The sequence below is a fragment of the Pararoseomonas sp. SCSIO 73927 genome (assembly GCF_037040815.1).
In the GTDB taxonomy this organism is placed as follows: Bacteria; Pseudomonadota; Alphaproteobacteria; order Acetobacterales; family Acetobacteraceae; genus Roseomonas.
Genome location: NZ_CP146232.1, coordinates 2613700 through 2640549, shown reverse-complemented (window position 1 = coordinate 2640549; position 26850 = coordinate 2613700). Strand labels below are relative to the sequence as shown.

At 69.2% G+C, this 26850-nt stretch carries 18 protein-coding genes and 1 pseudogene; 12 read left to right on the top strand and 7 right to left on the bottom strand.

Going from position 1 to position 26850, the window contains the following annotated elements:
• Positions 1 to 1581 precede the first annotated feature (1581 nt).
• The 4 genes and pseudogenes from VQH23_RS12425 (at position 1582) to VQH23_RS12410 (ending at position 7321) form a co-directional block, all read left to right on the top strand.
• Positions 1582 to 2490: a helix-turn-helix domain-containing protein gene (locus VQH23_RS12425; protein WP_338665959.1), complete on the top strand. Its 909-nt coding sequence runs from the start codon at positions 1582 to 1584 to the stop codon at positions 2488 to 2490.
• 99 nt (positions 2491 to 2589) lie between these two features.
• Positions 2590 to 2700 (top strand): annotated as a pseudogene (locus VQH23_RS12420) (IS5/IS1182 family transposase); the annotation flags it as partial.
• Between the two features lie 1436 nt (positions 2701 to 4136).
• Positions 4137 to 4487, top strand: coding sequence for a hypothetical protein (locus tag VQH23_RS12415; RefSeq protein ID WP_338665958.1), 351 nt, complete (start codon positions 4137 to 4139; stop codon positions 4485 to 4487).
• The gene (locus VQH23_RS12410) at positions 4487 to 7321 is read left to right on the top strand and encodes a PAS domain-containing protein (RefSeq protein WP_338665957.1); all 2835 of its coding nucleotides are present in this window, start codon (positions 4487 to 4489) and stop codon (positions 7319 to 7321) included. Before VQH23_RS12415 ends, VQH23_RS12410 begins: the two co-directional genes overlap by 1 nt.
• A 450-nt stretch (positions 7322 to 7771) precedes the next feature.
• Here the strand turns inward: VQH23_RS12410 and VQH23_RS12405 are convergent, their stop codons facing one another.
• The gene (locus tag VQH23_RS12405; protein WP_338665956.1) at positions 7772 to 8635 is read right to left on the bottom strand and encodes a LysR family transcriptional regulator; all 864 of its coding nucleotides are present in this window, start codon (positions 8633 to 8635) and stop codon (positions 7772 to 7774) included.
• Positions 8636 to 8683: 48 nt separating this feature from the next.
• Here VQH23_RS12405 and VQH23_RS12400 point away from each other — a divergent pair, with 48 nt between their 5' ends.
• The 6 genes from VQH23_RS12400 (at position 8684) to VQH23_RS12375 (ending at position 16320) form a co-directional block, all read left to right on the top strand.
• A complete protein-coding gene (locus VQH23_RS12400) occupies positions 8684 to 9238 on the top strand; it encodes a fumarylacetoacetate hydrolase family protein (RefSeq protein WP_338665955.1) in 555 nt (184 codons plus the stop codon).
• 107 nt (positions 9239 to 9345) lie between these two features.
• Entirely contained in the window at positions 9346 to 10287 is a 942-nt protein-coding gene (locus VQH23_RS12395) for a dihydrodipicolinate synthase family protein (RefSeq protein WP_338665954.1), read from the top strand.
• Between the two features lie 13 nt (positions 10288 to 10300).
• Entirely contained in the window at positions 10301 to 11086 is a 786-nt protein-coding gene (locus tag VQH23_RS12390) for an SDR family oxidoreductase (RefSeq protein WP_338665953.1), read from the top strand.
• 13 nt (positions 11087 to 11099) lie between these two features.
• Positions 11100 to 12113 (top strand): C-terminal binding protein, encoded by a 1014-nt coding sequence (locus tag VQH23_RS12385; RefSeq protein ID WP_338665952.1) that lies wholly within the window; start codon positions 11100 to 11102, stop codon positions 12111 to 12113.
• A gap of 78 nt (positions 12114 to 12191) precedes the next feature.
• Positions 12192 to 13181, top strand: a complete 990-nt coding sequence (locus VQH23_RS12380; RefSeq protein WP_338665951.1) for a tripartite tricarboxylate transporter substrate binding protein — start codon at positions 12192 to 12194, stop codon at positions 13179 to 13181.
• A 106-nt stretch (positions 13182 to 13287) separates the two neighbouring features.
• Positions 13288 to 16320 carry an FAD-binding and (Fe-S)-binding domain-containing protein gene (locus VQH23_RS12375; RefSeq protein WP_338665950.1) on the top strand — a complete coding sequence of 1011 codons (3033 nt, stop codon included), beginning with the start codon at positions 13288 to 13290 and terminating at the stop codon, positions 16318 to 16320.
• Positions 16321 to 16582: 262 nt separating this feature from the next.
• Here VQH23_RS12375 and VQH23_RS12370 read toward each other — a convergent pair whose 3' ends face one another.
• Both VQH23_RS12370 and VQH23_RS12365 read right to left on the bottom strand, forming a co-directional pair.
• A complete protein-coding gene (locus tag VQH23_RS12370) occupies positions 16583 to 18205 on the bottom strand; it encodes an amidase (RefSeq protein WP_338665949.1) in 1623 nt (540 codons plus the stop codon).
• Between the two features lie 46 nt (positions 18206 to 18251).
• Positions 18252 to 19226 (bottom strand): tripartite tricarboxylate transporter substrate binding protein, encoded by a 975-nt coding sequence (locus tag VQH23_RS12365; protein ID WP_338665948.1) that lies wholly within the window; start codon positions 19224 to 19226, stop codon positions 18252 to 18254.
• 144 nt (positions 19227 to 19370) lie between these two features.
• Between VQH23_RS12365 and VQH23_RS12360 the strand changes: the two genes are divergently transcribed.
• Positions 19371 to 20267, top strand: coding sequence for a LysR family transcriptional regulator (locus tag VQH23_RS12360; protein WP_338666095.1), 897 nt, complete (start codon positions 19371 to 19373; stop codon positions 20265 to 20267).
• 376 nt (positions 20268 to 20643) lie between these two features.
• Here the strand turns inward: VQH23_RS12360 and VQH23_RS12355 are convergent, their stop codons facing one another.
• Together VQH23_RS12355 and VQH23_RS12350 are read right to left on the bottom strand one after the other, a co-directional pair.
• A complete protein-coding gene (locus VQH23_RS12355; protein WP_338665947.1) occupies positions 20644 to 21288 on the bottom strand; it encodes a DedA family protein in 645 nt (214 codons plus the stop codon).
• Positions 21289 to 21367: 79 nt separating this feature from the next.
• Positions 21368 to 22777 (bottom strand): hemolysin family protein, encoded by a 1410-nt coding sequence (locus VQH23_RS12350; protein ID WP_338665946.1) that lies wholly within the window; start codon positions 22775 to 22777, stop codon positions 21368 to 21370.
• Positions 22778 to 22896: 119 nt separating this feature from the next.
• On the opposite strand from VQH23_RS12350, the gene VQH23_RS12345 reads away from it, so the two are divergent.
• Positions 22897 to 23619 carry a DUF2076 domain-containing protein gene (locus tag VQH23_RS12345; protein WP_338665945.1) on the top strand — a complete coding sequence of 241 codons (723 nt, stop codon included), beginning with the start codon at positions 22897 to 22899 and terminating at the stop codon, positions 23617 to 23619.
• A 75-nt stretch (positions 23620 to 23694) separates the two neighbouring features.
• On the opposite strand, the gene VQH23_RS12340 is transcribed toward VQH23_RS12345, so the two are convergent.
• Both VQH23_RS12340 and VQH23_RS12335 read right to left on the bottom strand, forming a co-directional pair.
• A complete protein-coding gene (locus VQH23_RS12340) occupies positions 23695 to 24132 on the bottom strand; it encodes a YqaA family protein (protein ID WP_338665944.1) in 438 nt (145 codons plus the stop codon).
• 334 nt (positions 24133 to 24466) lie between these two features.
• On the bottom strand, positions 24467 to 26716 hold the full coding sequence (locus VQH23_RS12335) for an alkaline phosphatase (RefSeq protein ID WP_338665943.1): 2250 nt from the start codon (positions 26714 to 26716) through the stop codon (positions 24467 to 24469).
• Positions 26717 to 26850: the final 134 nt, after the last annotated feature.

Below are 26850 nucleotides of genomic sequence, written 5' to 3'. Positions count from 1 at the left end.
GTCGGCACCATGCCGGAAGCCTCATTCGACAGGGAGGGTCGCCTGGCACGACGCCACACTCTCCAGCAGTGCCCGGCACGTGGTGGCCGTCACTCCATGTCTCGCGAGGTCGACTCGAGCGGCCGCACCTATGCATTCCCTTCTGCGCTGGTCCAGGTGGTCAGCCATGGCTGGAACTGCGATCTGCAAGGAGGCGCCCCGTTGCATGTGGGCACAGACGGCACCGCTCGGCATCCTGCGCAAAAAGAGGCGGCGCCCGAAGGCGCCGCCGAGTCTAGGGAGGAAACGTCCAAGAAAACAGCATCCGGGATCACCGGCTGCCATCGCCACCATGCAGTGCCTCTGCGTGCTCAGCAAGCGTTATTGTGCACTGCAACAATTGGTTAATCAGGCGCCGGTTTGACAGTCGCATGTCCCTGGCGCCGCACGCGAACTGCTGAATGGCTATACCTCGTGCTGGTATCCGGGCAGACCGGGTCGCGGAGTCCGGCCGCTTCTCGATCACTCATCTGCGCCGCCCTGGGATGGTGCAGGCCTCAGCTTCTCGGTGGCATGTCGGTCGGGACAGCCGACGAGGGGACGAGGGAAGCCAGGGAGGTACGTCGGCGTCTGGGTGGGACGAGCGTGAGATGCTTGATCCCGTACGCAGGGTTTCGAGATCCGCACCTGTGAGGTCCCGGCCAGCAAGGCTACGCAGTTCCCTGGAAGGCTGGGCCTGGACAGCCCGAGAAGGCTGCCGGGAACGCGTGGTGGTCCCATCTCCTCGCTCGGCTTCCTGGCACGCTGGAGATGGTACATTGACCCGTCAGAGCGGTCCACGATGCCTACCGGAATTGCGCTCCTCCGCGGGCCAAGGCGCACACGTCCCGTACAGGCGCAAGGCTGATGCTCCCTGCGCCCGTGCAGACGTCACATGCCGGAGGCGACTGCCCTCCTTCGTTCCAGGCACGGCGAAGGCGGGCTACTGTGCCCGGACGGACTGCAGAGCGGCCGTCGACCATGCCGAACACGGCTACGCCTCAGGCGTCTCGGGCGCCTGAGGATCAGGGCCGTCTCCTTGCGCGGACCCGGCCACCGAACAACGGTGATGTCGAGGCCCAGTGGCAGTGACGGTTGCGGGAGCGTTCGCCGTCGGCACGGTGCGTAGCGCCGCGTCGACAAGGGCCAGCGCGTCGGAGAGTTGGCAGAGCCCCATCCAGCCATCGATCGGAAGGCCCGGGAGACCGATGCGGAAAAGGTGCCCCGCTGGGTCGCTGTCGACCGCTGCACTCCGGTAGCGGTAGCTCGGCCCGCGAAGAGGGCCGCAGGCAACGACCACTTCCAGCCCCTCGGGGCTGCCCGAGTTCTCCTCCAAACGTTCTGCTCCAGCCGCATCGATTCTCGACCGCGAAACTGGCGTACAGCGGAACGGTTCGATATGCGAAAACGGTCGTCCGCTGTCTCATGTAGCGAGACGGAAGCTGTGGCCGCAGGCCGGGATGTGGAGTGGGACAGGTGCGCGTCATAGGCCCTCGCGAGGAGCTCCCTCCTGTCGGCGTCGGGAACGTGATCGAGGGAAGTACCGAGGCTGCGTGGACTCCCATGCGCACGCGGATCGGCTTCGCCTCTTTCGAAGCCTATGCCGCTCATGCTCCGGGACTGTCGGCAAACGTCATGCTGCAAGCCCGAGGAACCTTCGGTGCCCAGGTCAGCCGGGTGCGGGGCTGTGGTCTTCTCGCCGTCGCGGCGAAGACCACGCTCGCCCACACGGCGCGCGCTCTCACCCCAGCACGCGAGGTGTTCGCCTTCTGCGATGCAGGACCACGATCCCTGGTCCTGAACGGCGTCGCCTATCCGCACGGCACCATCCTGTGGATCCCGGGCGGGATCGAGATCCATTACCGGGATCCTGGGGAGGTGCGCGCTTGGTCGCTCTCCTTCGCCCGCGAGGACTTCACCACTGCCGTCCATGCTCTTCTGGGGCAGGAAATGACCGCAGCAGGCGACCCTATGCTCCTCTCGCCGGAACCAGGAATCCTGCGGGGGATCATGACCGCACTGCAGCTGGTCATGGACGGAACGACGGAGCTCAGGCCGCCCCTGGTCGGGGCTGTGCTTCAAGGGATCGTCTCCTCCCTTCCTTCAGGACGGCCCCCCGAACCTACCGCGGTCCGACGCCGGAACCTCGCCGCCGGACTCGTCGCACTGGCGGACACCTCGGAAGGACAACCGCTGGCCTTGGCCGACATCTGCAGAGCGCTGGGGGTCTCGTTGCGAACCCTGAACACCTCCGCCCAGGACGTCCTAGGCATGAACGCATCCCGCTATCTCAGGCGGCGCAGGCTTCATGCCGTGCATCGTGCGCTGCGGGAGGGCCTGGCCGCCAGCGTAACCCAGGCTGCGACAGAACACGGCTTCTTCGAACTCGGCCGCTTCGCCGCGGACTACCGCGACGTCTTCGGTGAGCTACCCTCCGCCACACTGCACGCGTGGCAGACAGGGTGGTCCTGACCGGACTGTCCAGACAGGAGGGCATGGAGAGCGCCCCGTGGATGGACAGCTACACGACAGCTGTTCGAGCCGAATGCCCGGCTCCGGACCATTTCGCTTCGCTGGGTAGTGGAGAGGACCTCCGGCTGGATGGTTCGCCGGTGGCAACTGGTCCACGGCTACGAACGACACGCCGACGTTCCCCGAGCCATGGTCCACCTGGCCATTGCTGCCCCCTCCTCTGCAGGGTCGCCCATGGCCGGATCTTCGATGGTCACGAAGACGAGGAACGCGTGCGGGAGGTCCTCGCCGGGGTGCTGGTGGCAGACGGCTTCGAGCTACCGCCTGAGCAGCGTCTCCGGAGGCGCTGGGCCGCTTGAAGAACGTGCCCTCTGCAGGATGCCCGCCAGCGACAGCAACCTGGGATCTCCGGGGCTGGACGGGCCTTCGGTGGCATGCAGGTCCGGCAAGCACATCTCGACCTCCCCCAATTCTGACCGAGCCACAGTCCGTACCACATGACCGGCCTATTTCCTGGACCGTGCAAGGACACCATCGGCGAGCTGATCGAGGCTGCCTCCTGTCTGGAGGACTGCATGCGCCCGGCGTCGTCCGGGACCGCAGCCCCACGGCCGGATCGTATGGCCGTCGAGGCTTGAAGCCTCCTGGTCGGCATCAGGTACGCCTGCAATGCCACGAGCCATGCGGCGGACGCCGTCTGGCACGCTGGAATCGCAACACTTTCCTCCAGGTCCTCCAGGTAGAAGCTCGCGACCCGGCTCTAGGGGGAGCCGGATGGGAGCCATCGTCGGGTCGGCAGCTGCATGTCTGGCGGTGGCTCCTGGTCCTGTCCGGTGGAGCAGCGGAGTACCCGGCGTTATGGGCGAGGCGGTCCACACCGAACTCTTCACCCACTCCGATCAGCTCATGACCGCGGAGGCGCACCGTCATGGCGACAGATGGGAGTTGCTCATCCGTGACGGGCGTGGACAGGTCCACTGCCGCTGGATGCCGGATCCTGCCCTGACGGCCGGGCGGACTCGCCTGGTCCTGCCCAAGATGCTGCAGATGATGATCAGTATGGTCCGCGATGGCCTGCTTACACCCGAGGACGAATGTTCATCAGCCCCGGCGAGAGGCTGAGTACCTGGACGATCGCTGCAGGCCGAACCTGCCGTACGCCCCAAGCCGACAAGGCACTTGCAGTGCGGAGGTGCGGATTTCACACCTGTCGGACACCTGCTAGCCTAGGACATGCCTTCCGGCGATCCCCTGCTCGTCCCGCTCGCGACGGAGCTGCACCGCTTCGTCGGGAGGCAGGCCGCCTTCGGACGCTGCCAAGTCCGGAGCCGGGATCTCCCGGTCGGTCCATCCCTGCTGACCAGGGCCGCTCCGACGAGAGGCGGCTTGGCAGTCCCGGGAGTCCGGCCGTCCTCGAAGGAGCAGGAGCGCCTGACTGCTGTCCATGCCGTGACTGCGAAGCACCAGCGGAGCAACGCAGGGATTGACCTTGGCACCCGCGACATGCCGCGCGGTTTCGCCTGCTGGCCGACGACCGTCCTTGAGCCGGACCGGGGCGGTCTTGATGAGGGTCAACGGGGGATGCCGCCTGGCGGATGTTCGGTCGTGACCGTCTGGCATAGGTGGCCGGGGCGGAGATGCGGAACGTGGTCCAGGATAGCCGTGCCGCCAATGCGACCATCCGCATGTCGGTGACCGAGGTGTCGGGGGAGCCGGGCTACGCGGCTGTCGGGGCGGTCGACGGCGTCCCGCGACCGAATGTCCCCCGGACCGGCCTCGTGGTGACGGATGTCGGCCTTTCCGGTAGCATGAACGAGCGCCAGCTGGCGGACACGGCGCTGGCGCTCCTCGCGGAACTGAGTGACAGGTTCGCCCCGGGTCTTGCGGAGGACACCGTCGTCGGCAGGAGACACCGCAGGCCCGGCATGCACGTGATCTCCAGGCCCTTCGCGGGGGACGCCCTGCCCGGCCGCATCAGGGGGTTCATCTCCTCCTGATGAACTACCAGAGTCTCTTCGAGACCTCGCCGAACCCCTATCTCGTCCTCGATCGACGGTCCCACGTCGTCGGGGCGAACCGCGCCTACCTTGCCAGCTCCGGTCGACAGCTGTCCGACATCACCGGCCGGTGGGTCTGGGACGCCTTCCCGGCCTCCGAGGAGACCAGACGGCAGGTCGACGCCTCCCTCGATCGGGTGGTCCGGACCAGGCAGCCCGACACCATGGCCCTTCTCCGCTTCGATGTGCCCCGACCCGAGATGGAAGTGGGTGGCCTCATCGAGCGGTACTGGAGCATCACCCACGCACCGGTCCTCGACACCGCGGGGGAGGTCGAGTTCATCCTCCAGCATCCGGTGGACGTCACTGGCTTCCGCCACCTCCAGGAAGCGATCGAGCGCTCGGGCCTGTCCTCCGCGCTGGGCATCCCTCCCGTCGGGAGCGAGATCCTTGGCCGCGCCCAGGGCGTCTACGATAGCAACCTGGCCCTCCGGACACAGCGCGACGGCCTCGCCGAGATGTTCGCCCAGGCACCGAGCTTCATGGCCCTGCTCCGTGGACCTGACCACCGGTTCGAGCTGGCGAACGGGAGCTACCTGAAGCTCATCGGGCATCGGGAGGTACTCGGCAGGCCGATCGCCGAGGCTCTCCCGGATGCGGCGGCGCAAGGCTACCTCGAGCTGCTGGACCACGTCTTCGAGACCGGAGAGACCTATTTCGCGTCTGGCGCATCCTACGCCGTGCAGGCAGAGCCGGGGGGAGACGCCGATCAGCGCTACCTGGACTTCGTCTACCAGCCGATCAGGGACCGCCAGGGAGAGGTCACCGGGATCTTCGTCGAGGGCACCGACGTCACAGACCGGAAGGCTGGCGAGGTAGCCCTGGCCGCGAGCGAGGCGCGCTACCGGACGCTCTTCGAGACGGTCGAGAGCGGCTTCTGCATCATCGAGCTTCGGTTCGAGGGCGAGAAGGCCGTCGACTACCGCATCGTGGAGGCTAACCCTGCCTTCGAGCGGCTGACTGGCCAGTCCGGTGTGACAGGACGCTGGGTCAGCGACTTCGCTCCGAACCTGGAGGCACACTGGTTCGAGGCCTATGGATCCGTGGCGCTGACCGGCGAACCTGTCCGCTTCGAGAACGCGGCCGAGCCCTTCCAACGCTGGTACGATGTCCAGGCACTCCGGATCGGCGATCCGGCCGCGCGGCGTGTGGCGATCCTATTCAACGACATCACCGAGCGCAGGAAGGCGGAAGATGCCCTCCTCGACCTGACTGCCTCCCTGGAGGCCCAGGTGGAGGAGCGGACACGCGACCGCGACCGCATCTGGCGCCTCTCGACCGATATCATGCTCGTCGCGGGCTTCGGCGGAACCGTCACGGCGACCAACCCGGCCTGGGAGGCGGTGCTCGGCTGGACCGAGGCCGAGCTTCTCGGGCGCGATCTCCTCGAGCTGGTCCATCCCGACGATCTGGAGCGTTCGATCCAGAGCATCGCTGCGCTGGAGAGCGGCGAGGCGCCCTGGCGTTTCGACAACCGGTTCCGTCACAAGGACGGCAGCCATCGCTGGATTGCCTGGGCGGCCCGGCCCGAAGATGGCCGGATCTTCGCGGTAGGCCGGGACATCCAGCGGGAGAAGGAGCAGGCCGAGGCGCTGCAGAAGACCGAGGACGCCCTGCGGCAGAGCCAGAAGATGGAGACCGTCGGCCAGCTCACGGGTGGCGTGGCCCACGACTTCAACAATCTCCTGACCATCATCCGCTCCTCGGTCGACTTCCTGCGCCGTCCCGGTCTGCCCGAGGAACGCAGGCAGCGCTACGTCGAAGCCGTGTCGGACACGGTCGACCGAGCCGCGAGGCTCACCGGCCAGCTCCTGGCCTTCGCCCGGCGGCAGGCACTGAAGCCGGAGGTGTTCGACGTGGGTGCCCGCCTGCGAGCGGTAGGGGAGATGCTCGACACGGTGACGGGATCCCGCATCCACGTTGCCATCGAGGTGCCGGACGAACCCTGCTTCGCGCGCGCCGACGTAAGCCAGTTCGAGACGGCGCTGGTCAACATGGCGGTGAACGCCCGCGACGCCATGGAGGGCCAAGGCAGGCTGACCCTCGCCCTGGCGGCTCCCGGACCGCTTCCCGGCATCCGGGGGCATGCGGGATCGCAGGACCGCTTCGTCGCGGTGTCGGTCACCGACACCGGTTCCGGCATCGCGCCCGGCCAGATCTCGCGCATCTTCGAGCCATTCTACACCACCAAGGAGGTCGGCAAGGGCACCGGCCTCGGCCTGTCCCAGGTGTTCGGCTTCGCCAAGCAGTCGGGCGGAGACGTGGACGTGCGAAGCGTGGTCGGCGACGGCACGACGTTCACGCTCTACCTGCCGGAGGAGAGGGCCGAGGGTGGGGCGGCAGACAGCGACGACACGGGAAGGGCGCCAGCCCCGGCCGGAACAGGACAGTGCGTGCTGGTCGTCGAGGACAACATCGAGGTCGGGCGGTTCTGCACGCAGATCCTGGAGGACCTTGGTTACCGTACTGCCTGGGCCGCCAATGCCGAAGAGGCGCTGGCGCGCCTGGGCGCGGACGGGCACGGCTTCGACGTGGTCTTCTCCGACGTCGTCATGCCTGGCATGGGCGGCATTGTCCTGGCGCAGACCCTGCGCGAGCGGCTGCCCGGCCTGCCTGTGGTCCTGACTTCAGGCTACAGCCACGTGCTCGCGCAGGAGGCCGACCATGGCTTCGAGCTGCTGCACAAGCCCTACTCGGCAGATCAGGTTGGGCGTGCCCTGCAGCGGGTCATCTCGAAGGCTGCTGCGACAAGGGGTGCGGACGTCCCATCCTGACCCGCGCCTTGCACGCGGCTGCCGAGAGCGATCACGCCATCGTCGGTCAGCCCGGTCCATCAGGCGTCGGGGCGGCAGCCGGGAGCACCTCGTCAGGTGCCCACCCTGTCCCGCTGCCGGAGCACGGGACGGCATCGCTTTCCTGCCCGGCAGAACGGTGTGGCCCCATTCCGAACAGCCAGGCGCCACGAGGACCACGCTCATGACACCATGACGGCCATGTAGTGTGGACCGGTGTCTGCCGCACCTGTCGTCCGATGGCCCACGCTCGTCTCTCGTGACCGGCCATCGAAGTAGAGAGTGACAGCCCGGAGGCCAGGTCGGAAGGCGCCTCGTGAAGGAGGCATTCAGTACTGCAGGATCGAAGGCAGATACGGCAGTCGGGCTGACTTCCAGGACCGAGGATGAACGTGGTCCAGGTAAGGCCTGCACACAGCCGGTACTGCCGCCCTAAAGACCGTGCCGGAGCGCTTCCGTGAAGCGGCCGACGATGGTGTCCCGCCCGCCCCGGCGTGAGGTCAGCCCGACGGACCGGGCGTACCGCTGGCTGGGGATGGTGAGCTTGCGGATGGGCCCTGTGCCCGGCGAGACGATGCCCCAGTCGGGCAGCAGGCTGACCCCCAGGCCCTGAGCGACCAGCATGACGATGGCCTCCTGGGCATCCAGTTCGAAGAGCTCCTGCGGCCGGAGATTGCTGTCGGTCAGAAAGGCGGTGATGAGCCTCCCGGTCCAGGCATCCCGGTCCATCCGGATCAAGGGCAGGAACTGCAGCACCTCCTCGAGCGTGGCGCCCTTGACTGCCGCCGGGGCGACGAGCGTGAGAGGCTCCTTGCGGACCTCCTCCCAGCGTAGCCCCTTGGGCAGGGTGAACGGTGGCTCCACGGCAAGCGCGCAGTCGAGATCGCCGTTCTCCAGCATGCGGTAGAGAAGCGCCGAAGTCCCTGGCACCACCTTGATCTCGACGCCGGGGTGCTGCTCTGCCATGCGACGCAGCGCCGGTGGCATGATGGTGATCAGCGCCGTCGAGATCGAGCCGATCCGCAGCTGGCCGCTCACGCGGCCGACCTGGGCGATGTGCCGGAGGTCATCGACCTGCACCAGGATCTCCTTGGCGCACTGGAGGATCGCCTGTCCCGCCTCCGTCAGCACGATCCCACGTCCCTGCCGAATGACCAGGGGCACGCCGACCTCCTTCTCGAGGCTGCGCATCTGCTCGCTGACCGAAGCCGTGGCGAGATTGAGCTGGCGCGCGGCAGCCGCGACCGACCCGGCCTCGGCCACTGCGCAGAAGGTGGTAAGGAACCGCGTGTTCATCCAAAGGATTATCCTTCTTCTGAAGCAGGGTAATCCAGGGTTCACCCCTTGTCGAACCATCCATGTCGCACCTGCGAGACGGCGAGCGACGACCGCGACGCGACGGCTATAGGCACGGAAAGGATCGAGCATGCATGGACGACGCAGTCTCCTGGTGGCCGGTGCGGGGACGACGGGTGCCCTCGGCCTCGCTCCGGCGCAGGCAGGGATGCCACTCGACAGCACGCCGTCGGTCTCGACATGACACGGCGCGACTTGCAGACAGTCGCCAAGGAGAAACGCCATCGCTGGGAGGCTGCGAAGTCCTTCGACCAGTCGGCGCCGTGTTCGGCCATCATGCCCGTGGCCAGGAGCGGCCATCCCAGGGAAGGCCGCCTGGTTCTGACAGCGAACGGCAATGTAGCCACCGAAGGAGACCTCAAGGACATGAACTGGAGCGTTCCCGAGATCATCAGCCATCTCTCGGCCACCTTCGGCCTGGCTGCGGGGGACCTGATCTGTACGGGTACGCCCAACAGTGTCGGCAGGGTGGGACCGGGCGCCCTGATGGCGGCACGTATCGGCACCCTGCCCGAACTGCGGACCCCGGTGGTCGGCACATGACATCGGGACATACCGGAAAATCCGTCTTCTGAAAGCGGAAAGGGTACGGTTCTCCTCGCTTATGTCGGGACGCTAGCATTCGGGACGACAAGAGCCGGAGGAACCCGATGCCCCTGAATCACAGCGCCCGGGGCGTCTACCCGATCGCGCCGACGCCATTCCACGCGGATGGCCGCGTCGACTTCGCCTCGGTCGACCGCATGACCGACTTCTACCGTGGGGTCGGCGCCACCGGCATGACGGTGCTCGGCGTCATGGGCGAGGCGCCCAAGCTGGACGGGGCGGAGGCGCTCGAGCTCGCAACCCGCTTCGTCCGCAGGGCCGAGGGGCTGCCGGTCATCGTGGGCGTCTCCGCCCCCGGCTTTGCCGCCATGCGCAGCCTGGCGCGAGCCGCCATGGACGCGGGTGCGGCCGGGGTGATGATCGCGCCGCCCAACACGCTGCGCACCGACGACCAGATCGTGACCTACTACCGCCAGGCCTCCGAGGCGATCGGCGAGGACGTGCCCTTCGTCATCCAGGACTTCCCGCAGACCTTCTCGGTCGTCATGACGACGGGCGTGATCCGCCGCATCGTGCAGGACAACGCTGCCTGCGTCATGCTGAAGCATGAGGACTGGCCTGGCCTCGAGAAGATCTCGACACTGCGCGGCTTCCAGGAGGACGGCTCCATGCGGCCCATCTCCATCCTCTGCGGCAACGGTGGCCTGTTCCTCGACTTCGAGGTAGAGCGCGGCGCCGATGGCGCCATGACCGGCTACGCGTTCCCCGACATGCTGGTGGATGTCGTGCGCCTGCAGGCCGATGGGCGCCGCGACGAGGCGCACGACCTCTTCGACGCCCACCTGCCGCTGCTCCGCTACGAGCAGCAGCAGGGGCCGACCGGACTTGCCGTGAGGAAGTACGTCATGGCCAGGCGCGGCATCATCGCCTCCGATGCGCAGCGCAAGCCGGGCGCCTCGCTTACCGTCAAGGCGAAGGCCGAAGTCGAGTACCTGCTCGCCCGCCTCGCGCGCCAGGACCGGCGCGCAGAGAAGCTGGCGGCCTGAGGAAGGACGAACCATGGATCTCGGAATCGAAGGCCGCTCCGCCCTGGTGCTGGGCGGCGGCGGCGGGCTCGGCCGCGCCATCTCCGTCGCGCTGGCACGAGAGGGCGCGAAGGTCACCGCGGCGGACATCAGCGCGGACGCCCTGGAAGGGACACGGCAGGCCGTGTCCGCTGTCGGCGGTACCATACAGACGCTGGTGTGGGACCTAGCCGACCTGTCCGCCGTGGACGGCCACGTCCGCTCGGTCGAGGAACGCCACGGCCCGGTGGGCATCCTCGTAAACAACACGGGCGGCCCGCCTCCCACGCCGGTCTCGGGACAGGAACCAGCCGCCTGGGCCAGGCACTTCAACGCCATGGTGCTCTCGGTGATCGCCATCACTGATCGCGTGCTGCCCGGCATGCGCGATGCGGGCTGGGGCCGCATCGTCACCAGCACCTCCTCCGGCGTGGTGGCGCCGATCCCGAACCTGGGCCTGTCCAACGCCCTGCGCTCCACCCTGGTGGGCTGGTCAAAGACCCTGGCACGCGAGGTGGGGCGCGATGGCATCACCTCCAACATCATCCTGCCCGGCCGTGTCGCCACAGACCGCATCCGCTTCCTGGACGAGCAGAAGGCCAAGCGGGAAGGCCGTCCGGTGGAGGAGGTCACCGCCGAGAGCACGGGGTCGATCCCGGTCGGACGCTACGGCGATCCAGAGGAGTACGGGGACGCCGTCGCCTTCCTGGCCTCCGCGCGAGCCTCGTACATCACAGGTTCCATCATCCGTGTGGATGGTGGCCTGATCGCCAGCGTGTGAGGGAGACCAGCCGATGCCGCAGGTGACGATCCTCGAGCCGGAGGGGCTCTACGAGGGCGACGAGCTCGAGCGCCCGATCTTCGGGCCGGGCGTCGAGCTGGTTCGGGGCGGCGGGATGGGGCGTTACGACACCCTCCCGCCCGAGCTGCGGGCGCGGGCCGAAGGACTCTTCGTGTTCCGCAACTGGCTACGGGCCGAGGACCTCGACCTCTTCCCACGGCTGCGGACGGTGGTGAGACTTGGCGTCGGCTACGACCGGGTGGACCGGGCGGCCTGCGCCGAGCGGGGCGTGCAGGTCTGCAACGTGCCGGACTACGGCACGGCGGAGATCGCCGACCATGCCGTGGCCATGGCGCTGGCGCTGCGGCGCGGCCTGCTGCTGCAGCACGACGTCCAGCGTGCCGAGCCGCCTCCACCCTGGGCCTATATCGACCACCCGGTGATCCGCCGGTCCTCGGTACAGACCTTCGGCATCGTGGGGCTCGGCCGCATCGGCACGGCGGCGGCCCTTCGCGCCAAGGCGTTCGGCTTCAGGGTCGTGTTCTTCGACCCCAAGCTGCCCAACGGGGTAGACCGCGCGATCGGCATAGGGCGAGCACGGACGCTGCCTGAGCTGCTGCGGCAGAGCGACGTCCTCTCCCTCCATTGCCTGCTCACGCCCGAGACGCGCGGGATGATCGGCGAGGCGGAACTGCGCCAGCTTCCGCCTGATGCTGTCGTGGTGAACACCTCACGTGGGCCGGTGCTGGATCTCGGCGCTGTGGAGCGATGTCTCCGGGACGGCCACCTGGCCGGGGCAGGACTGGATGTCCTTCCGATCGAGCCGGTCCCGCAGCCGGAGCCGGACCTCGTGCGTGCCTACCGCGCGCGGGAGGAGTGGCTGCGCGGGCGCCTGGTCATCACCCCCCATAGTGCCTTCCATGCCCCGGAATCCCTGCACGACATCAGGGTCAAGGGCGCCGAGACCATGCGGGACGTCCTGCTCGACGGGCTGACCACCAACGTCATCCCGCCGGAAGCCGACTAGCCCCATCCCGACGTTTCGAGGGCCTCAGACCTACGGCCACCACGACTGCCGACAACAAGAAGACAAGGAGATCCAGGGATGTTCTCACGCCGCCACGTGCTCGGCGCCTCTGCCGGACTTGCTGCCTCCGGCGCCCTTCACCCTGTCGCCGCGAACGCGCAGCCGAGCTGGCCCGTCCAGCCCGTGAGGCTCGTGGTGCCCTACGCCCCAGGCGGCCCGACCGACGTGCCCGCCCGGCTGATCGCCGACGAGCTCTCGAAATCCTTGCCGCAGCGTGTCGTCGTGGAGAACCGCACGGGATCGGGCGTGGTCATCGGCACGGACGCGGTCGCCAAGGCACCCAAGGACGGCCACACGCTCCTCTACACCACCATCTCGCACGCCACGCTCCGGGCCATCTTCAGGAACCTGCCCTTCGACCCGGTCGGCGACTTCACGCCGGTGGCGCTGACCGGCGTCATCCCCATGATCCTGATGACGGGCAGGAACATGCCGGGTGCGAACCTCGGGGAAGTGATCGCGGCCATCCGGGAGAAGCCCGGCGAGTACACCTACGGCAGCTCCGGCGCAGGAGGCGCCCTGCACCTCGCGGCCGAGCTGTTCCTGCTGAAGGCGGGCGGCCTGAAGGCCAGCCACGTTCCCTATCGTGGATCGGCCGCTGCCATGCCGGACCTGCTGAACGGCAATCTCAGCATGATGCTGGACGTCGCCGCGAGCGCGCTGCCCTTCGTGCAGCGGGGCGAGGTGAAGGGCATGGCCGTCTCCTCCGCGGCGAGGATCCCGCAGGCTCCTGACCTGCCGACGTTCCAGGAGGCAGGCCTGCCCGGATACGAGGCCTACACCTGGCACATGGTGCTGACGCCGTCCGGCACGCCGTCGGCTACCGTCCAGACGATCAACAGGGCCATAAACGGCGTGATGGCGAACCCGGCCGTGCGTCAGCGTCTGCAGGACCTTACCATGCAGACCCGTTCGGACAGCACGCCGGAGAGCGCCAGGGCCTGGCTGCAGGAGGAGCTCCAGAAGTGGGAGCCGATCATCCGCGACGCCGGGATCACCGCGAACTGAGAACCTGCCCAGGACGGAGCAGCCTGGCCGGACGGCACGCCACGCCCCGGGACGCTCCGTCCTGGGCGGGATCACCTGCGACAGGGAAGAGGGACGACTTCCTGCCATGATCCCGCGCATCCCCGAGGCACCTCCGCCCGAGGCGCTCACCCGTGCCTTCCTGGACGCGCTGCGAGCGGCCGGGTTCGCAGGCGATATGTCGGCAGGCGACGCGGACCGGATGGTCTTCGCCACCGACAACTCCATATACCGCGTCCCGCCCCAGGCCGTGCTCTTCCCGCACGACACGGCGGACGTGGCGCGCGTGATGCGCCTGCTGGCGGAGGAGCGCTTCCGCAGGGTGGTGCTGGCGCCGCGCGGCGGCGGCACGGGCACGAACGGCCAGTCCCTCACGGCAGGCATCGTGCTCGACCTGTCCCGCCACATGAACCGCGTCCTGGAGATCGACCCGGCGGGACGGCGCGTGCGCGTGCAGGCGGGGGTGGTGAAAGACCAGCTCAACGCCGCCCTCGCGCCGCACGGCCTGTTCTTCGCGCCGGAGCTCTCCACCTCCAACCGCGCCACGATCGGCGGGATGATATCGACCGACGCCTCCGGCCAGGGCTCCTGCCTCTACGGCAAGACGCGGGACCACGTGCTGGGGCTCACCACTGTCCTGACCGACGGGACGGCCTGGGACTCCCGCCCACTGGAGAACGAGGTCCTTCATGCCATCCAGCGTCGCCCTGACCTGGTGGGTGCCGTCCACCGGGCGGTGGACACCATCCAACGCGAGCACGCGGCCGAGATCGAGGCAGGCTTCCCGAAGCTGAACCGCTGCCTGACCGGCTACGACCTCGCCCATATCCGGGACGCCGGGGGCCGCTTCGACCTGAACAGCGTGATCTGCGGCGCCGAGGGCACGCTCGGCGTGGTGACGGAGGCCACGCTCAACATCCTGCCCATCCCCCGGCACGTCGCGCTGGTAAACCTGCGCTACGCCAGCTTCGACGCGGCGCTGCGCGACGCGGGCGCGCTGATGGCCTTCGGGGCCGCCTCGGTCGAGACGGTGGACAGCAAGGTTCTTGCCCTGGCGCAGCAGGACATCGTCTGGGAGGGCGTGCGCGCCTTCTTCCCGGAAGATGCCGGACGGCCGGTGCGGGGCGTGCTGCTGGTGGAGTTCGTGGGCGACGCCCAGGCCGCCGTCGAGGCCTCGGTCGGGCGCCTGACCGCGATGCTGGACACGGAGGGCTTGGCCGGAACCCGACTGGGCTATACGGTTGCCCGCGGCGAGGCGGCGGTGGGCGCCGTCTGGGACATGCGCAAGCGCGCCGTCGGCCTGCTCGGCAACATGGCGGGGGAGCGGCGCCCCATCGCCTTCGTCGAGGACACCGCCGTTCCGCCGGAGCGCCTGGCGGACTACATCGCCGAGTTCCGCGCACTGCTGGACGGCGCCGGGCTGGACTACGGCATGTTCGGGCACGCCGATGCGGGCGTGCTGCATGTCCGCCCGGCCATCGACATGAAGGACCCCGCGCAGGAGCGGCTGATCCGCGAGGTCTCCGACGCCGTCGCGGCTCTCACTCAACGCTACGGCGGCCTGCTCTGGGGCGAGCACGGCAAGGGCGTGCGCTCCGAGTATTCCCCGCGCTTCTTCGGCCCGCTCTACCCGCTGCTGCAGGCGGTGAAGGGCGCCTTCGACCCGCACAACCAGCTCAACCCCGGCAAGATCGCCACACCGCCCGAGGGCGGCGAGCTGCTGCGGGTGGACGGCGTGCCGACCCGCGGTGCGGCGGATCGCGCGATCCCCGAAGCGGTGCGCGCCCCCTACGACACCGCGATGCACTGCAACGGCAACGGCGTCTGCTTCGACTGGGACACGGACACGGCGATGTGCCCCTCCTGGAAGGGCACGCGGGAACGGCGGCACTCCCCCAAGGGCCGGGCGATGCTGGTGCGGGAATGGCTGCGGCGGCTGAGCGAGGCCGGGGTGGACCCGGTGGCGGAGGCCCGCACCCTGCGCGCCGCCCCTCCCCTGCGCGGCTTCCTCGCCCGCCTGCGGAACACGCTGGCGCGGCGGCGTGGCGAGGCCGACTTCTCCCACGGGGTGAAGGAGGCGATGGACGGCTGCCTCGCCTGCAAGTCCTGCACCGGCGGCTGCCCGATCAAGGTGGACGTGCCGGGGTTCCGGGCGAGGTTCCTGGAGCTCTATCACGGCCGTTACCTGCGGCCCCTGCGCCACCACCTCGTCGCCGGGGTGGAGCGCGCCCTGCCCCGCGCGGCGCGGTTCCCTCGCCTCTACAACGCCGCGGTGGGCAGCGCCCCGGGCCGCGCCGCGCTGCGCGCCCTTGGGCTGGTGGACAGCCCGCCCGTCTCCGGCATCGACCTCCCGGCGGCGCTCGCCGCACGCGGCATCGCGCTGGCCGCACCGGGGGCGCTGCGGGACCTGCCGGACGCCGAGCGCGACCGCTCCGTCATCCTCGTCCAGGACGCCTTCACGAGCTTCAACGAGACCCGGCTCCTGCTCGACGTGCTGGACCTGATGCTGGCGCTCGGCGCCCGGCCCTGGGTCGCGCCGTTCCGGCCGAACGGGAAGCCGCTCCACGTTCACGGCTTCCTCGGCGCCTTCGGCCGGGCGGCCGAGGCAAACGCGGCGATGCTGGCGGAGCTGGCGGGCACCGGGGTTCCGCTCGTCGGGATCGATCCCTCGATGACGCTGGCCTACCGTGGCGAGTACCGGGAGGCGGGCGTTGAGGTCCCAGCTGTGCTGCTTTTGCAGGAGTGGCTGGCCCGGAAGAACGGCGATGTGCCGCAGGCACTTGCCCCGGGTGCCTTTCGTCTGCTGTCGCACTGCACCGAGCGCACCAACGCGGCGGCCTCTCCACGCGAGTGGCAGACAGTGTTCGCGCGCCATGGCCTGCAGCTGGACGTCCTTGCGGCGGGCTGCTGCGGCATGGCGGGCACCTACGGCCACGAGGCCGAGCACCGCGCCATGTCCGAGCACCTCTACGGACTGAGTTGGAAGCAGCACGTGGCTCCGGGCCAGGATGGCCTGCTGGTCACCGGCTATTCGTGCCGGTCCCAGGTCAAGCGCCTGGAGAACACGGCCCTGCTGCATCCGGCCCAGGCGCTGCTTGCCGTCCTCAGAGGCCGCGGTTGAAGCGGGAATCCGGGTGGACCTCGTTCATGCCGGTCAGGAGCTTTCCATACCGGCGTCCTGTCGGGAGGTACTGGTCTCGGGCAGGTAGCGGGCGATGCCCGCCTGCGGGAATTCTCGAGATCTCGTCTGGCCGCTGCTGCTGGTGCATGGCCACGATTGCCGAGAGCGGGCACCTGGCCTTGGTCACCCGCTTGACGACCCGGGTAGCAGGCGGCAACTCCGCCCATGCCATTGGTCAGGCATGGCGCTCCCGAAGTGGGCGTCAGCCGAGCTGAAACGCTGGTTCCTGCTCCAGCAGCATCGGTACCCGGAGCCGCTCCACCATGGCCTGTGCGTAGGGCGCCGCCGAGCACAGGTGTCGGAAGGCGCGGTCCGGCAGGCCTAGCCCAGCGGCATGCACGACCCCGCGCAAGGCCTCTTCCTCAGCCGTGGTGAGCGACGACGGCTCAGGATCTGGCACCGCAGGGACGCCCGGTGGCGGAGCCTGCAGATCCAGTCGGGGCCGAAGAGAGCGCCAGTCCGTCGCCCGCTCATAGGCGTGGGCCACCCGCAGCACCGTCGCCTCGGCGAAGGGTCGGGCCGCGACCTGCATGGAGAGGGGAAGGCCCTCGTGGAAGCCGATGCACTGCGCCAGGGCCGGGCCGGTCGGGATATTGAAGGGCGTCACCAGCGAGGTCGTCTTGCGCCAGAACTGGATCGGCCGGTAGGCGTCCAGGCGCGGCGCGAGGCTCGGCGCGGCGGTGATCAGCACGTCGAACCGCTCGTAGAGGCGGCCGAACTCCTCCATCATCATCCGGCGCAGCCGCTGCGCCTGCACGTAGTCCGCGCCGCGGAACAGGATGGCAGGCAGGATGCGCGCCAGGAAATCCTCTCCGAAGTCCCCGGGCCGCTCTCGGAGTGCCTGAGCATGCACGGCGTGGATCTCGCTCTCGCCGATGACGATCTTCACGTCGTTGTAGGCCGTGGAAGGGCGGATGCGGACCTCCTCCAGCCGCGCGCCGAGACCGCGCAGCACGTCGAACGCCTCTTCCAGCGCCTTCGCCGTGGCAGGGGCCGCCCCGCCTTCCTCCTCATACAGATGCCGCAGCACGCCCACGCGCAGGCCGCGGATGTCGCCCGTCAGGGCAGCGCGGTAGTCCGACGGGGCAACGGCGGCGCTCGCCGGGTCGCGCGGGTCGTGCCCGGCCAAGGCCTGGAGGGCGATGGCGCAGTCCTCCACCGTCCAGGTCAGCGGGCCGACGTGGTCGAGGCTGAACGAGTTGGGCATCACCCCGCGCCTGCTGACGAGGCCCGAGGTCGGCTTCAGGCCGACCAGTCCGCAGAACCCCGCAGGATTCCGGATGGACCCGCCCGTGTCGCTGCCGATCGCGAGCGGCATGAGCCCCGCCGCCACCGCCGCGCCGGAGCCCGAGGAGGAGCCGCCCGTGAAGTGCGCGGTGTTCCAGGGATTGCGTGCGGGTGGCCAGGCCAGGTCGAAGGAGGGGCCGCCATGCGCCCCCTCATGCGTGGTGAGCTTGCCGAGCAGGATGGCCCCGGCCGCGCGCAGCCGCGCCGTGACCTCGGCGTCCTCCCGCGCAACGCTATCAGCATAGACACGCGATTGCCCGGTGGTCGGCAGCCCGGCCGCATCCACGACGTCCTTCAGCCCGTAGGGGATGCCGTGCAGCGGGCTTCGGGCACCGCCCGACAGGATCTCCCCCTCGGCACGCCGCGCCTGCTCCAGCGCCGCGTCGAAGGTCGGGCGCAGATAGGCGTGCAACTGCGGCTCCAGCGCTTCGGCCCGCATGGTCAGTGCCTTCACCAGATCGACCGGCGAGAGGGCGCGTCGGGCCATCAGCCGCCCGGCTTCCGCGACCGTGAGGAAGGCGAGTTCGTCGGCACTCATGATGCTTCCTTCCGGCGAACGGGGGCCGAGCAGCGCGGCGCCCGCCTCAGTTCTGGGTAATGCCCGCGGCCTTGATCAGGGCGGCCCACTTGTCACGCTCCGATAGCACGAAGGCGCGGAACGCTTCCGGCGTGTCCGCCTTCTGCTGGGCACCCTGCTGCAGCAGCACCTGCTGGGTCGCCGGTTCGGACAGCGCCCGGACCAGCGCGGCGTTCAGCCGGGCGACGATCGGCCCGGGCGTGCCGGAGGGTGCGAAGAGGCCGTACCACCCCTCGACCGCGTAGCCGGGCAGCCCGGCCTCGGCAATCGGTTTCAGGCCGGGAAGCAGCGGGGACGGATAGGGCGCCGTCACCGCGAGCGCGCGGAGACGCCCACCCTGGACATGGGGCAGGCACGTGGCGATGGAGTCGAACATCACCGGGACACGGCCGCTGAGCAGGTCCGGATAGGCGGCGGCGCTGCCGTTATAGGGCACGTGCACCATGTCCACGCCCGCGAGATTCTTGAACAGCTCGCCCGAGAGATGGATCGTGCCGCCCGCACCGCCGGAGGCGTAGGAGAGGTCCTGCCGCTTCGCGAGGGCGATCAGCTCAGGGACGGTCCTCGCTGGCAGGTCCGGATGGACAACCAGCACGTTCGTCACGGAGGCGACGTGGATGACGGGCGCGAAGTCCCGGATCGGGTCGAAGCGCAGGTTGCTGTAGAGGCTCGGGTTGACGGCGTTGGTGCTCGCCGCCCCGAGGAGGAGCGTGTAGCCGTCCGCCGCGGCGCGCGCCGCGACCTCCGTGCCGATGTTGCCACCCGCTCCCACCCGGTTCTCCACGACGACCGGCTGGCCGAGCTCGTCGGTCAGCTTCTGCGCCACGAGGCGGGCGAGGATGTCGGTAGTGCTGCCCGGACCGAAGGGAACGATCAGGCGGATCGGACGTGTGGGGTAGGCATTCTCCTGCGCCAGGGAAGCTGAGGCGCAGGACAGGAGGGCAGCCGCGCCGAGAAGGCCGCGACGGGACAAGGCTTGCATGGGGACACCCCTGCTGGACGTGGGCTCGTGTGCCGTTTTCCTTGCCGAACACCTACCCGCTTCATTCGGACCCTTCCAATCGCAATTGCGACCCCATTAGGTGGAAGGCGCACTCAATCGGGGCTGGAGGGTGGGGTGATCGAGATGCGGCACATCCAGGCTTTCATGGCCCTTGCGGAAGAACTGCATTTCGGCCGGGCCGCACGGCGCCTGAACATGACCCAGCCGCCGCTGAGCCAGATCATCCGGCAGCTGGAGCACCTCGTCGGGACGCCGTTGCTGAGCCGCACGACCCGGTCCGTCTCGCTGACACCGGCAGGTGGAGCCTTCCTCGAGAAGGTCCGTTCCGTTCCGGAGGTGGTGGACCTCGCCGCGCAGGCGGCCCGCCGGGCGGCCGAGGAGGGGCCATCGCGCCTGTCGATCGGGTTCACCGCCAGCACCGCCTATGACTTCCTGCCCGAGATGATCCGCGCCTTCCGCGCCGCCCATCCCGGCGTCGAGCTTGACCTGCGGGAGATGACGTCCATCCCGCTGCTGGCCGGGCTGCGCTCCGGATCGCTCGACGTCGCCCTGGTCCGGCCGCTGCTGGAGGGGCCCGACATCAGCACATGCGTCGTTCGGCGCGAGGAGCTGATGCTGGTCCTGCCGAGTGACCATCCACTGGCGGCACGGCGCCTGATCGGAATCCCGGATCTGGCGGGCGAGCCGCTCGTCGCCTTCTCCGAGGAGGCCTCGCCATACCTGTCTCGACTGATCCTGTCTGTCCTGCGGAGCGGTGGCGTACAGCCCCGGATCGTGCAGAGGGCTGTCATGCCGACCCTGCTCTCGTTCGTCGTTGCCGGGATCGGGGTGGCGCTCGTTCCCGCCTCCGCCAGGCGCCATGCCATTCAGGGTGTGGCCTTCCGAAGCCTGAGCCACATCGCGGACGACCAATGTGTCGAGTTGCTGGCGGTCTGGCGTGCGGACGACCAATCGCCACTCGTCGCAAGCTGGCGACGCCTGATCCAGACGATGCGCTACCCAGGGATTGCCCCCTCCTGATGCTGCCCTCCCCTGCCACGGAGAATGCTGTCGTGGCTCAAGGACGCTGTGCCATGGAGCAACGGCGAATGGCTCCATGGATTGCCCAAGTGCGGATCAGCGGTCCTCGGCAGGCTCAAACTCCGAGGTCTCGGATGTAGATAGGCGTGGAACAGAGACCACGTTGGAGGGGTGATCGGCGTCCGAACGGGCCCCCTCTGACGGCGGGGTTCACCGTGATTTCCGGGATAGTCGGGGGCCTGGATCGTCATGCTGGTCGTGGAGACGGTGGCGAGGATCCGGCGGCTGCCCTGGCGCGACGCGCCCATGGTGCTCCTGCCTGGCACCGCCCTATATGGTCGAATGGTCTGACACCGGCTTCCTTCCAGGATCCGCGTCAGCCGCTGTCCCGGGAGCGCGTGACGCCTGACGTGAGCAGCGGACGCAGGCGGCCGTACCCGAGCCAGAGGAGGACGGCGACACCGGCCAGGGCGGCCAGGGCCGTCGCGCTGGGCTGCGTTCCGAGCCGCTGAGCGATCCAGCCGCCGACGGTTCCCGGCATCAGCACCACCGGCGCCCAGACGAGGGCGGAGAGGATGTTGGCCGTCTGGAAGGGGAGGTTCCGCATGCCGGTGACCCCGGCCGCGAGCGGCGTCACGGCCCGCATCGGGCCGATGAAGCGCCCGACGACCACCGCCCACCAGCCCCAGCGCCGGAACACCGCGATGGACCAGGCGTAGGCGCGCCAGCACGAGCGCGGCAGGCGGCGCCGGATGGCCTGCGGTCCGATCAGCCGGGCCAGCCAGTACCCCGCCGCGTCGCCCAGGATGCCGCCGACCGCACAGGCGATGAGCACGGACCACGGGTCCACGAGTCCGCTGCCGATTAGGGCGCCCATCGCCAAGAGCAGCGCCGTGGACGGCACGACGATGCTGATGACGGGGAAGGATTCCAGGAACGCGATGAGGAAGGTGGCGGGTGCCGCCCATGCCGTGTTGGCCTGCACCCAGGTCGCGACGGCCGTCGCCAGGTCTTCGAACATGGGCGGGCGCTACCATGCTGCGCCTCCACATGTCACGGAGTTCATGTCCGGCCATCCGGCCGGAAGGGAAGTCCCGGGCCTATCGCACGGGCGATCCGCTTCCGGGCCGGTGCGTGGCCAGCACGGAGGCCGCCTTGACCGGCGCGGCGAGCACCTTGTCGATCCGCCGCCCGTCGAGGTCTACCACCTCGAAGCGCCAGCCATCCACCTCGGCGGCCTCGCCCACCTGCGGCAGGCGCTTCATGGCGTCCAGCAGGAAGCCCGCGACCGTCTGGTAGCCACGCTCCGCCGGGATGGTGAGGCGAAGTGTCTCCACCATCTCGTCGGCGGGCATCCAGCCCGCGAGCAGCCAGGAGCCGTCATCGCGCTGGACCGCCGCCTGCTCATGCTCCTCGTCGGAGCGGAAGCCGCCGACGATGGCCCCCGTCAGGTCCGTCGGCGTCACCAGGCCCTCGAAGTGGCCGTACTCGTCGTGCACGAGGGCCATCGGCACCTCGGCATCCCTCAGGGTCGAGAGGATGTCCAACGCCTCCGCCGTGTCCGGCACGATGGGCGCAGTCCGGGCCAGGGCGCGCGGGTCGAGCGCCTCGCCGCGAAGCATGGCCGCCAACAGCTCGCGCGACTGCACCACGCCGATGACGATGTCCGGGGAGCCGTCGATCACGGGCAGGCGCGAGTGCGCCGTTCGCATCAGCACCTCCTTCATGGCATCGAGGCTCCCGGCCGCGTCGATCCAGTCCACCTCGCCACGCGGCGTCATCACGCCCTTCACCGGACGGTCGCCCAGGCGCAGCACGCCCGCGATCATGTGGCGTTCCACTGTCTCGATGGAGCCGTGCCGTTCCGCTTCCGCAACGAGGGAGCGCACGTCGTCCTCCGTCACCTTCTCCTCCGGCTCATCGCCGCGCCCCATCAGGCGGAAGATGAGGCCCGTAGAGTTGTCCAGCAGCCAGACCAGCGGGGCGGCGACCTTGGACACCACGTTCATCAGGGGTGCCATGGTGCAGGCGAGGCCCTCGGCGTTGCTCAGCGCGAGGCGCTTCGGCACCAGCTCGCCCACCACGATGGAGAGGTAGGTCACCACGGCCACGACGCCGCCGAACCCAGCCGGGTCGGCCACGGACTGGGGCACGCCCAGCCCGACCAGCCAAGCCGCGAGCCGCCCGCCGAGCGCAGAGCCGGAGAATGCACCCGCCAGCACGCCGACCAGGGTGATCCCAATCTGCACAGTGGACAGGAAGCGGCCAGGATCGGAGGCAAGGGCCAGCGCTGTCTTCGCTCCTGGCCGTCCCTCCTCCGCCATCGCCCTGAGCCTGGGGCGGCGGGCCGAGACCACCGCGAGCTCGGAGAGGGAGAACACCCCGTTCAGGACCACGAGAACGAGGACGATGACGATTTCTAGCAGAACAACCTCCAGTTGATGCGAGTGGCCGAGATGCGCATTCCCGACCTGCCCGACAACGAGAACCCACGGTCCTCGACCCGACACATTCGCAATGGGAGCTTACGGCCACCTGACGATAAGATTAACCACTTGCAATGTACGCGGCTGGTCGCCATCTGGCGCCGCTGCGGGCATCCGCCCGCAACAAGGAGCTGCAAGGACCCATGAACGAGGAAGAGCGCCGCATCATCACCGGCTACGTGGAGCGCGTCGCGGGCGTCGCACCACAGCCGGTTGCGACGTCGTCCAGCGCCTGGGGAGGGGGCGCGCCCGGCACGCCGGTAGTCCGCCCCGACCTGCCCCCCGTGGATCCGGAGGCCGACCGGCTGATCTCCGACCTGTTCTCCCGCCACCCGGAGGCGCGCTACCGCATTACCCAGACCGCCTTCGTGCAGGAAGCGGCGCTGGTGCAGGCGCAGAACCGCATCCAGGACCTCGAGTGGCAGCTGGAGAACGCCCAGCGCCAGGCCCAGGCCGCCCAGCAGAGCGGGGGCGGGTTCCTTGGGGGCATGTTCGGCGGCGGCAACCGCCAGCAGGTGCCCTACACGCCCCGGCCTGAGCCGATCCAGCCGCCGCCGGGCGCGATGAACCCGGCCATGATGCAGCAGCAGGGCCGCGGGTCGGGCTTCCTCGGCACGGCGCTGACCACGGCGGCGGGCGTTGCAGGCGGCATGGTGCTCGGCAACGCGCTGATGGGCATGTTCTCCGGCGGTGCAGCCGAGGCTGCCACGGCGGCGACCGGGGCGGCGTCCGATGCTGTCTCGGGCGCTGCGGGTGCCTTCGGCGAGCAGGCGGTCGCGACGCCCACCTCGTCGCCGTGGACGGACCCTGCGGGTGCCGACGCCGGTGGGTACGAGGACGCAGGTTCCTTCGACGAGGAGATCTGAGATGGGGGAGCCGGGCTTCGGCCCGGCTCCCTCACCGGCCCGGCGTGTCGGTCGGCCTGGCCTCCGCCCAGGGCTTCAGGCCAGCCTCAGCGTCACGAGCGCCAGCACGACGTAGCGGCCGACCTTTCCCAGTGCGACCAGGACGACGAAGCGCCAGAAGGGCACCCTGAGCACTCCGGCAACCACCGTCAGGGCACCGCCACCGATCGGGAGCCAGGACAGCAGCAGGGACCAGATGCCGAATCGAGTGAACCACGCCTGCGCGCGGTCGAGGGCCTTGTCAGGAACCGGGAACCATCGCCTCCCCCGGAACCGCTCGACGGCGCGCCCAAGCGTCCAGTTGAGGACCGCGCCGCCGACGTTCCCGACACTCGCCACCAGGACGAGGAGCATCGGGGAGTAGTCGCCCGTGAGAAGCAGGCCGACCATGACGGCCTCCGACTGCGCCGGGAGCAGGGTCGCGGCGATGAAGGCTGCCGCGAAGAGACTCCCGTAGGCGGTCAGCTCGCCCATCGACTCTCCCCCCATCCCACCACTCGGCGTCTAGCAGGCGATGTCCGCTTGCAGAATCTTGACCATGGATCTCTCGAGGACCTCCTTGGGCACCGAACGAGATGAGCAATGCCGCCGGGGCGCCAGCTCCACGCTTCCGAAGTACCATCAGGCAAGATCGGCCTGTACATCCCCTTCCAAGTTTGTGGCTGTTTCTGTGACGTCAGTCGAGCCGCGAGGGTAGGAACACGACGGGTCAAGGTGCGACTTGCGACCGCCTCTGCACGCTGAGGGCCGCCGTTCCTTCGAGCGGCGGCCCCCAACGAATCCGTAGCTGTGTCCGGGATCGGCTGGATCAGGCGACCCAGACGTCCTGGGCCGTCAGCGCCGTACCGGCCACCAGCGTGCCGATGCGGACCGCAGCCGCCCCGCCCAGGCCATCGGCGTCGTAGAGGAAGTCGCCAGAGGCCTGGTCGTAGAGGACGTGCTGCTCGGCGGTGGTCGCCGTGCGGCCCAGGCCGAAGCTCGCCGCGGAGAGCTGGCCCTCGCCGCCCAGCGCCGTGAACACGGTGCCGACCAGCTCGATCCGGTCCTCGCCGGAGACGAAGTCCATCAGGCGGGTCAGGTTGCCGCGGCCGCCCGGGGCGTCGAAGACGAAGGTGTCTGCCCCGTCCTCGCCGAAGAGGCGGTTCGAACCGGTGCCACCGATGAGGGTGTCGTTGCCCGCCCCGCTCAGCAGGGCATCGTCCCCGGCGCCGCCCGAAAGGACGTTGCCGAGCTCGTTGCCGATGATGCGGTTGCCGAGCTCGTTGCCCGTGCCGCGGATGGCCGTCCCGGCCAGCATCAGCTTCTCGACGTTGGCGCCGAGCGTGTAGTCGATGAGAGCCGTGACACGGTCGTAGCCCTCGCCCGCCAGCTCGACCACCACATCACCGGCGTCGTCCACCTCGTAGCCGTCGTCGCCCACACCGCCCGTCATGGTGTCGGCCCCGGCCTTGCCCAGGAGGCGGTCGTTGCCGACGCCGCCGAAGAGCTGGTCGTCGCCGCCGTTCCCGATCAGCGCGTCGTCCCCGGCCAGGCCGTGGATCACGTCACCCGCGTTCGAGCCCAGGGCGCGGTCGCTGCCCTTGGTGCCGCCGCCGCTCACCAGTTCCTGCAGGTAGTTCCCGAGCTCGGCCTGGTCCGTGTAGTTCCGGCCGCTGCCGACCGTCTCGCCCGTGGCGGTGGTCGCGGTGTCCACCTGGTCGGCCAGCTCCAGCACGCCCGTGGATCCGGCCCCGTAGGCGTAGAGCGGGACCAACTGGTTGGAGTGGCCGTTGCCGAACCACTGGTACTCCGGCACCAGGTCGCCGTCCGCGTCGGGCTGGACCGGCTGGTAGGGGACCGTCTCGCCGTCCGGCCCGAAGAGCAGGTGGTCGTGGTCGGCGGTGACGATGAGGAGGGTGTCGTCCCAGGTCGCCAGACTCTCCTCGGAGGAGACCCAGTCCATCACCGACTTCACCGCGTCGTTGAAGGAGATGTACTCCTCGATCATGCGGCCGAAGTAGTTCGAGTGCATGGCGCGGTCGACCTCGCCGCCCTCGATGGTGACGACCAGCCCGTCGGCACCGGCCCCGGCGTTCTGGTTCAGCTTGTTCAGCGCGGCGAGCGACAGCTCGGTCAGCGTGGGCGAGGTCTCGAGGCGCGGGATGGTGAACGGGTCCTCGTTCACCGGGTCCGGGCTGCTGCGGTAGGAGTTGGCGCCGGTGAAGGACTCGATGATCATCGCCAGCCGCTGCTCGGACGGCGCGGCGTCGATGGCGGCCACGATGTCGGCGCGGTCCTGCAGCAGGTTCCAGCTCACCCCGTCCTCGGACTCGAAGGTCCCGGCCTTGAGGGCGTTCCACAGCTCGTTGCCGATCCAGGTGTTGTTCGGCGTGTTCAGCAGCTGGCCGTTGTCGTTGTAGTCGGGGTTACCCGACCCGGCGATGACGTCGAGGATGCCCTTGGCGAACATCTCCTGGGCGATGTCGGTGCGGTTCGCACGCGACGCGTTGTGGGCGCCGCCGCCCGCCGCCGGGGTGGCGTCGCTGATCTGCACCGTGGAGACCACGCCGACCGTCTTGCCGATCTCGTGCGCCAGTTCCGCCAGGGTGAAGAGCGGGTTGCCGTTGCCGTCGACGTTGATGGCGTTGTTGTAGCTCTTCTCGCCGTTGAAGATGGACGAGGCGGTGTTGGCGGAGTCCGGCGCCGTGGCGCGGTTCCACTCGTAGCCGTCGAAGCCGCGCGGGTAGCCGCTGGAGGTGTTCCCGGCCACCGGGTCGAGGTCGTAGTTCTTGGCGGGGTCGTAGACCGTGTTCGGGTCCTGCTGCAGCCCGGCCTCGCCCGCGACCGGGGAGGAGCGCGTGCTCAGCGGATAGGTGGACTGAGCGGTGGAGACGAAGCCCTCGCCGTCCACCACCAGGCCGTCCACAAGGCCGTGGCGCGGATCGCCCTCGGGCAGGTTCGCCAGGTACTGACGGGTGGCCTCCAGGGTGTTGAAGCCTGCGCCGTCCGCGATCATGACGATCACGTTCTTGACCTGCCCGGTCGAGGTCGTGGCGGTGGTGGTCGTGAATTGCGTCATGTCGCTGCCCCGTACTGCGCCCGAGAGCGCGGATCCGGGGCTTGCCTAGGGGCGGCCCGGGACAGGGCCGTGAACCCGGAGTGGCAGTCTGGTGAACATGACCCCTGGCTTAACTCAGGTTTGCCAGGCCCTCC

Bases quoted from the DNA above. Each gene is read 5' to 3' on its own strand.
- VQH23_RS12425 (WP_338665959.1), top strand. From the start codon at position 1,582: ATGCGCACGCGGATCGGCTTCGCCTCTTTCGAAGCCTATGCCGCTCAT.
- VQH23_RS12410 (WP_338665957.1), top strand. From the start codon at position 4,487: ATGAACTACCAGAGTCTCTTCGAGACCTCGCCGAACCCCTATCTCGTC.
- VQH23_RS12405 (WP_338665956.1), bottom strand. From the start codon at position 8,635: ATGAACACGCGGTTCCTTACCACCTTCTGCGCAGTGGCCGAGGCCGGG.
- VQH23_RS12395 (WP_338665954.1), top strand. From the start codon at position 9,346: ATGCCCCTGAATCACAGCGCCCGGGGCGTCTACCCGATCGCGCCGACG.
- VQH23_RS12390 (WP_338665953.1), top strand. From the start codon at position 10,301: ATGGATCTCGGAATCGAAGGCCGCTCCGCCCTGGTGCTGGGCGGCGGC.
- VQH23_RS12385 (WP_338665952.1), top strand. From the start codon at position 11,100: ATGCCGCAGGTGACGATCCTCGAGCCGGAGGGGCTCTACGAGGGCGAC.
- VQH23_RS12380 (WP_338665951.1), top strand. From the start codon at position 12,192: ATGTTCTCACGCCGCCACGTGCTCGGCGCCTCTGCCGGACTTGCTGCC.
- VQH23_RS12375 (WP_338665950.1), top strand. From the start codon at position 13,288: ATGATCCCGCGCATCCCCGAGGCACCTCCGCCCGAGGCGCTCACCCGT.
- VQH23_RS12370 (WP_338665949.1), bottom strand. From the start codon at position 18,205: ATGAGTGCCGACGAACTCGCCTTCCTCACGGTCGCGGAAGCCGGGCGG.
- VQH23_RS12365 (WP_338665948.1), bottom strand. From the start codon at position 19,226: ATGCAAGCCTTGTCCCGTCGCGGCCTTCTCGGCGCGGCTGCCCTCCTG.
- VQH23_RS12360 (WP_338666095.1), top strand. From the start codon at position 19,371: ATGCGGCACATCCAGGCTTTCATGGCCCTTGCGGAAGAACTGCATTTC.
- VQH23_RS12355 (WP_338665947.1), bottom strand. From the start codon at position 21,288: ATGTTCGAAGACCTGGCGACGGCCGTCGCGACCTGGGTGCAGGCCAAC.
- VQH23_RS12345 (WP_338665945.1), top strand. From the start codon at position 22,897: ATGAACGAGGAAGAGCGCCGCATCATCACCGGCTACGTGGAGCGCGTC.
- VQH23_RS12340 (WP_338665944.1), bottom strand. From the start codon at position 24,132: ATGGGCGAGCTGACCGCCTACGGGAGTCTCTTCGCGGCAGCCTTCATC.
- VQH23_RS12335 (WP_338665943.1), bottom strand. From the start codon at position 26,716: ATGACGCAATTCACGACCACCACCGCCACGACCTCGACCGGGCAGGTC.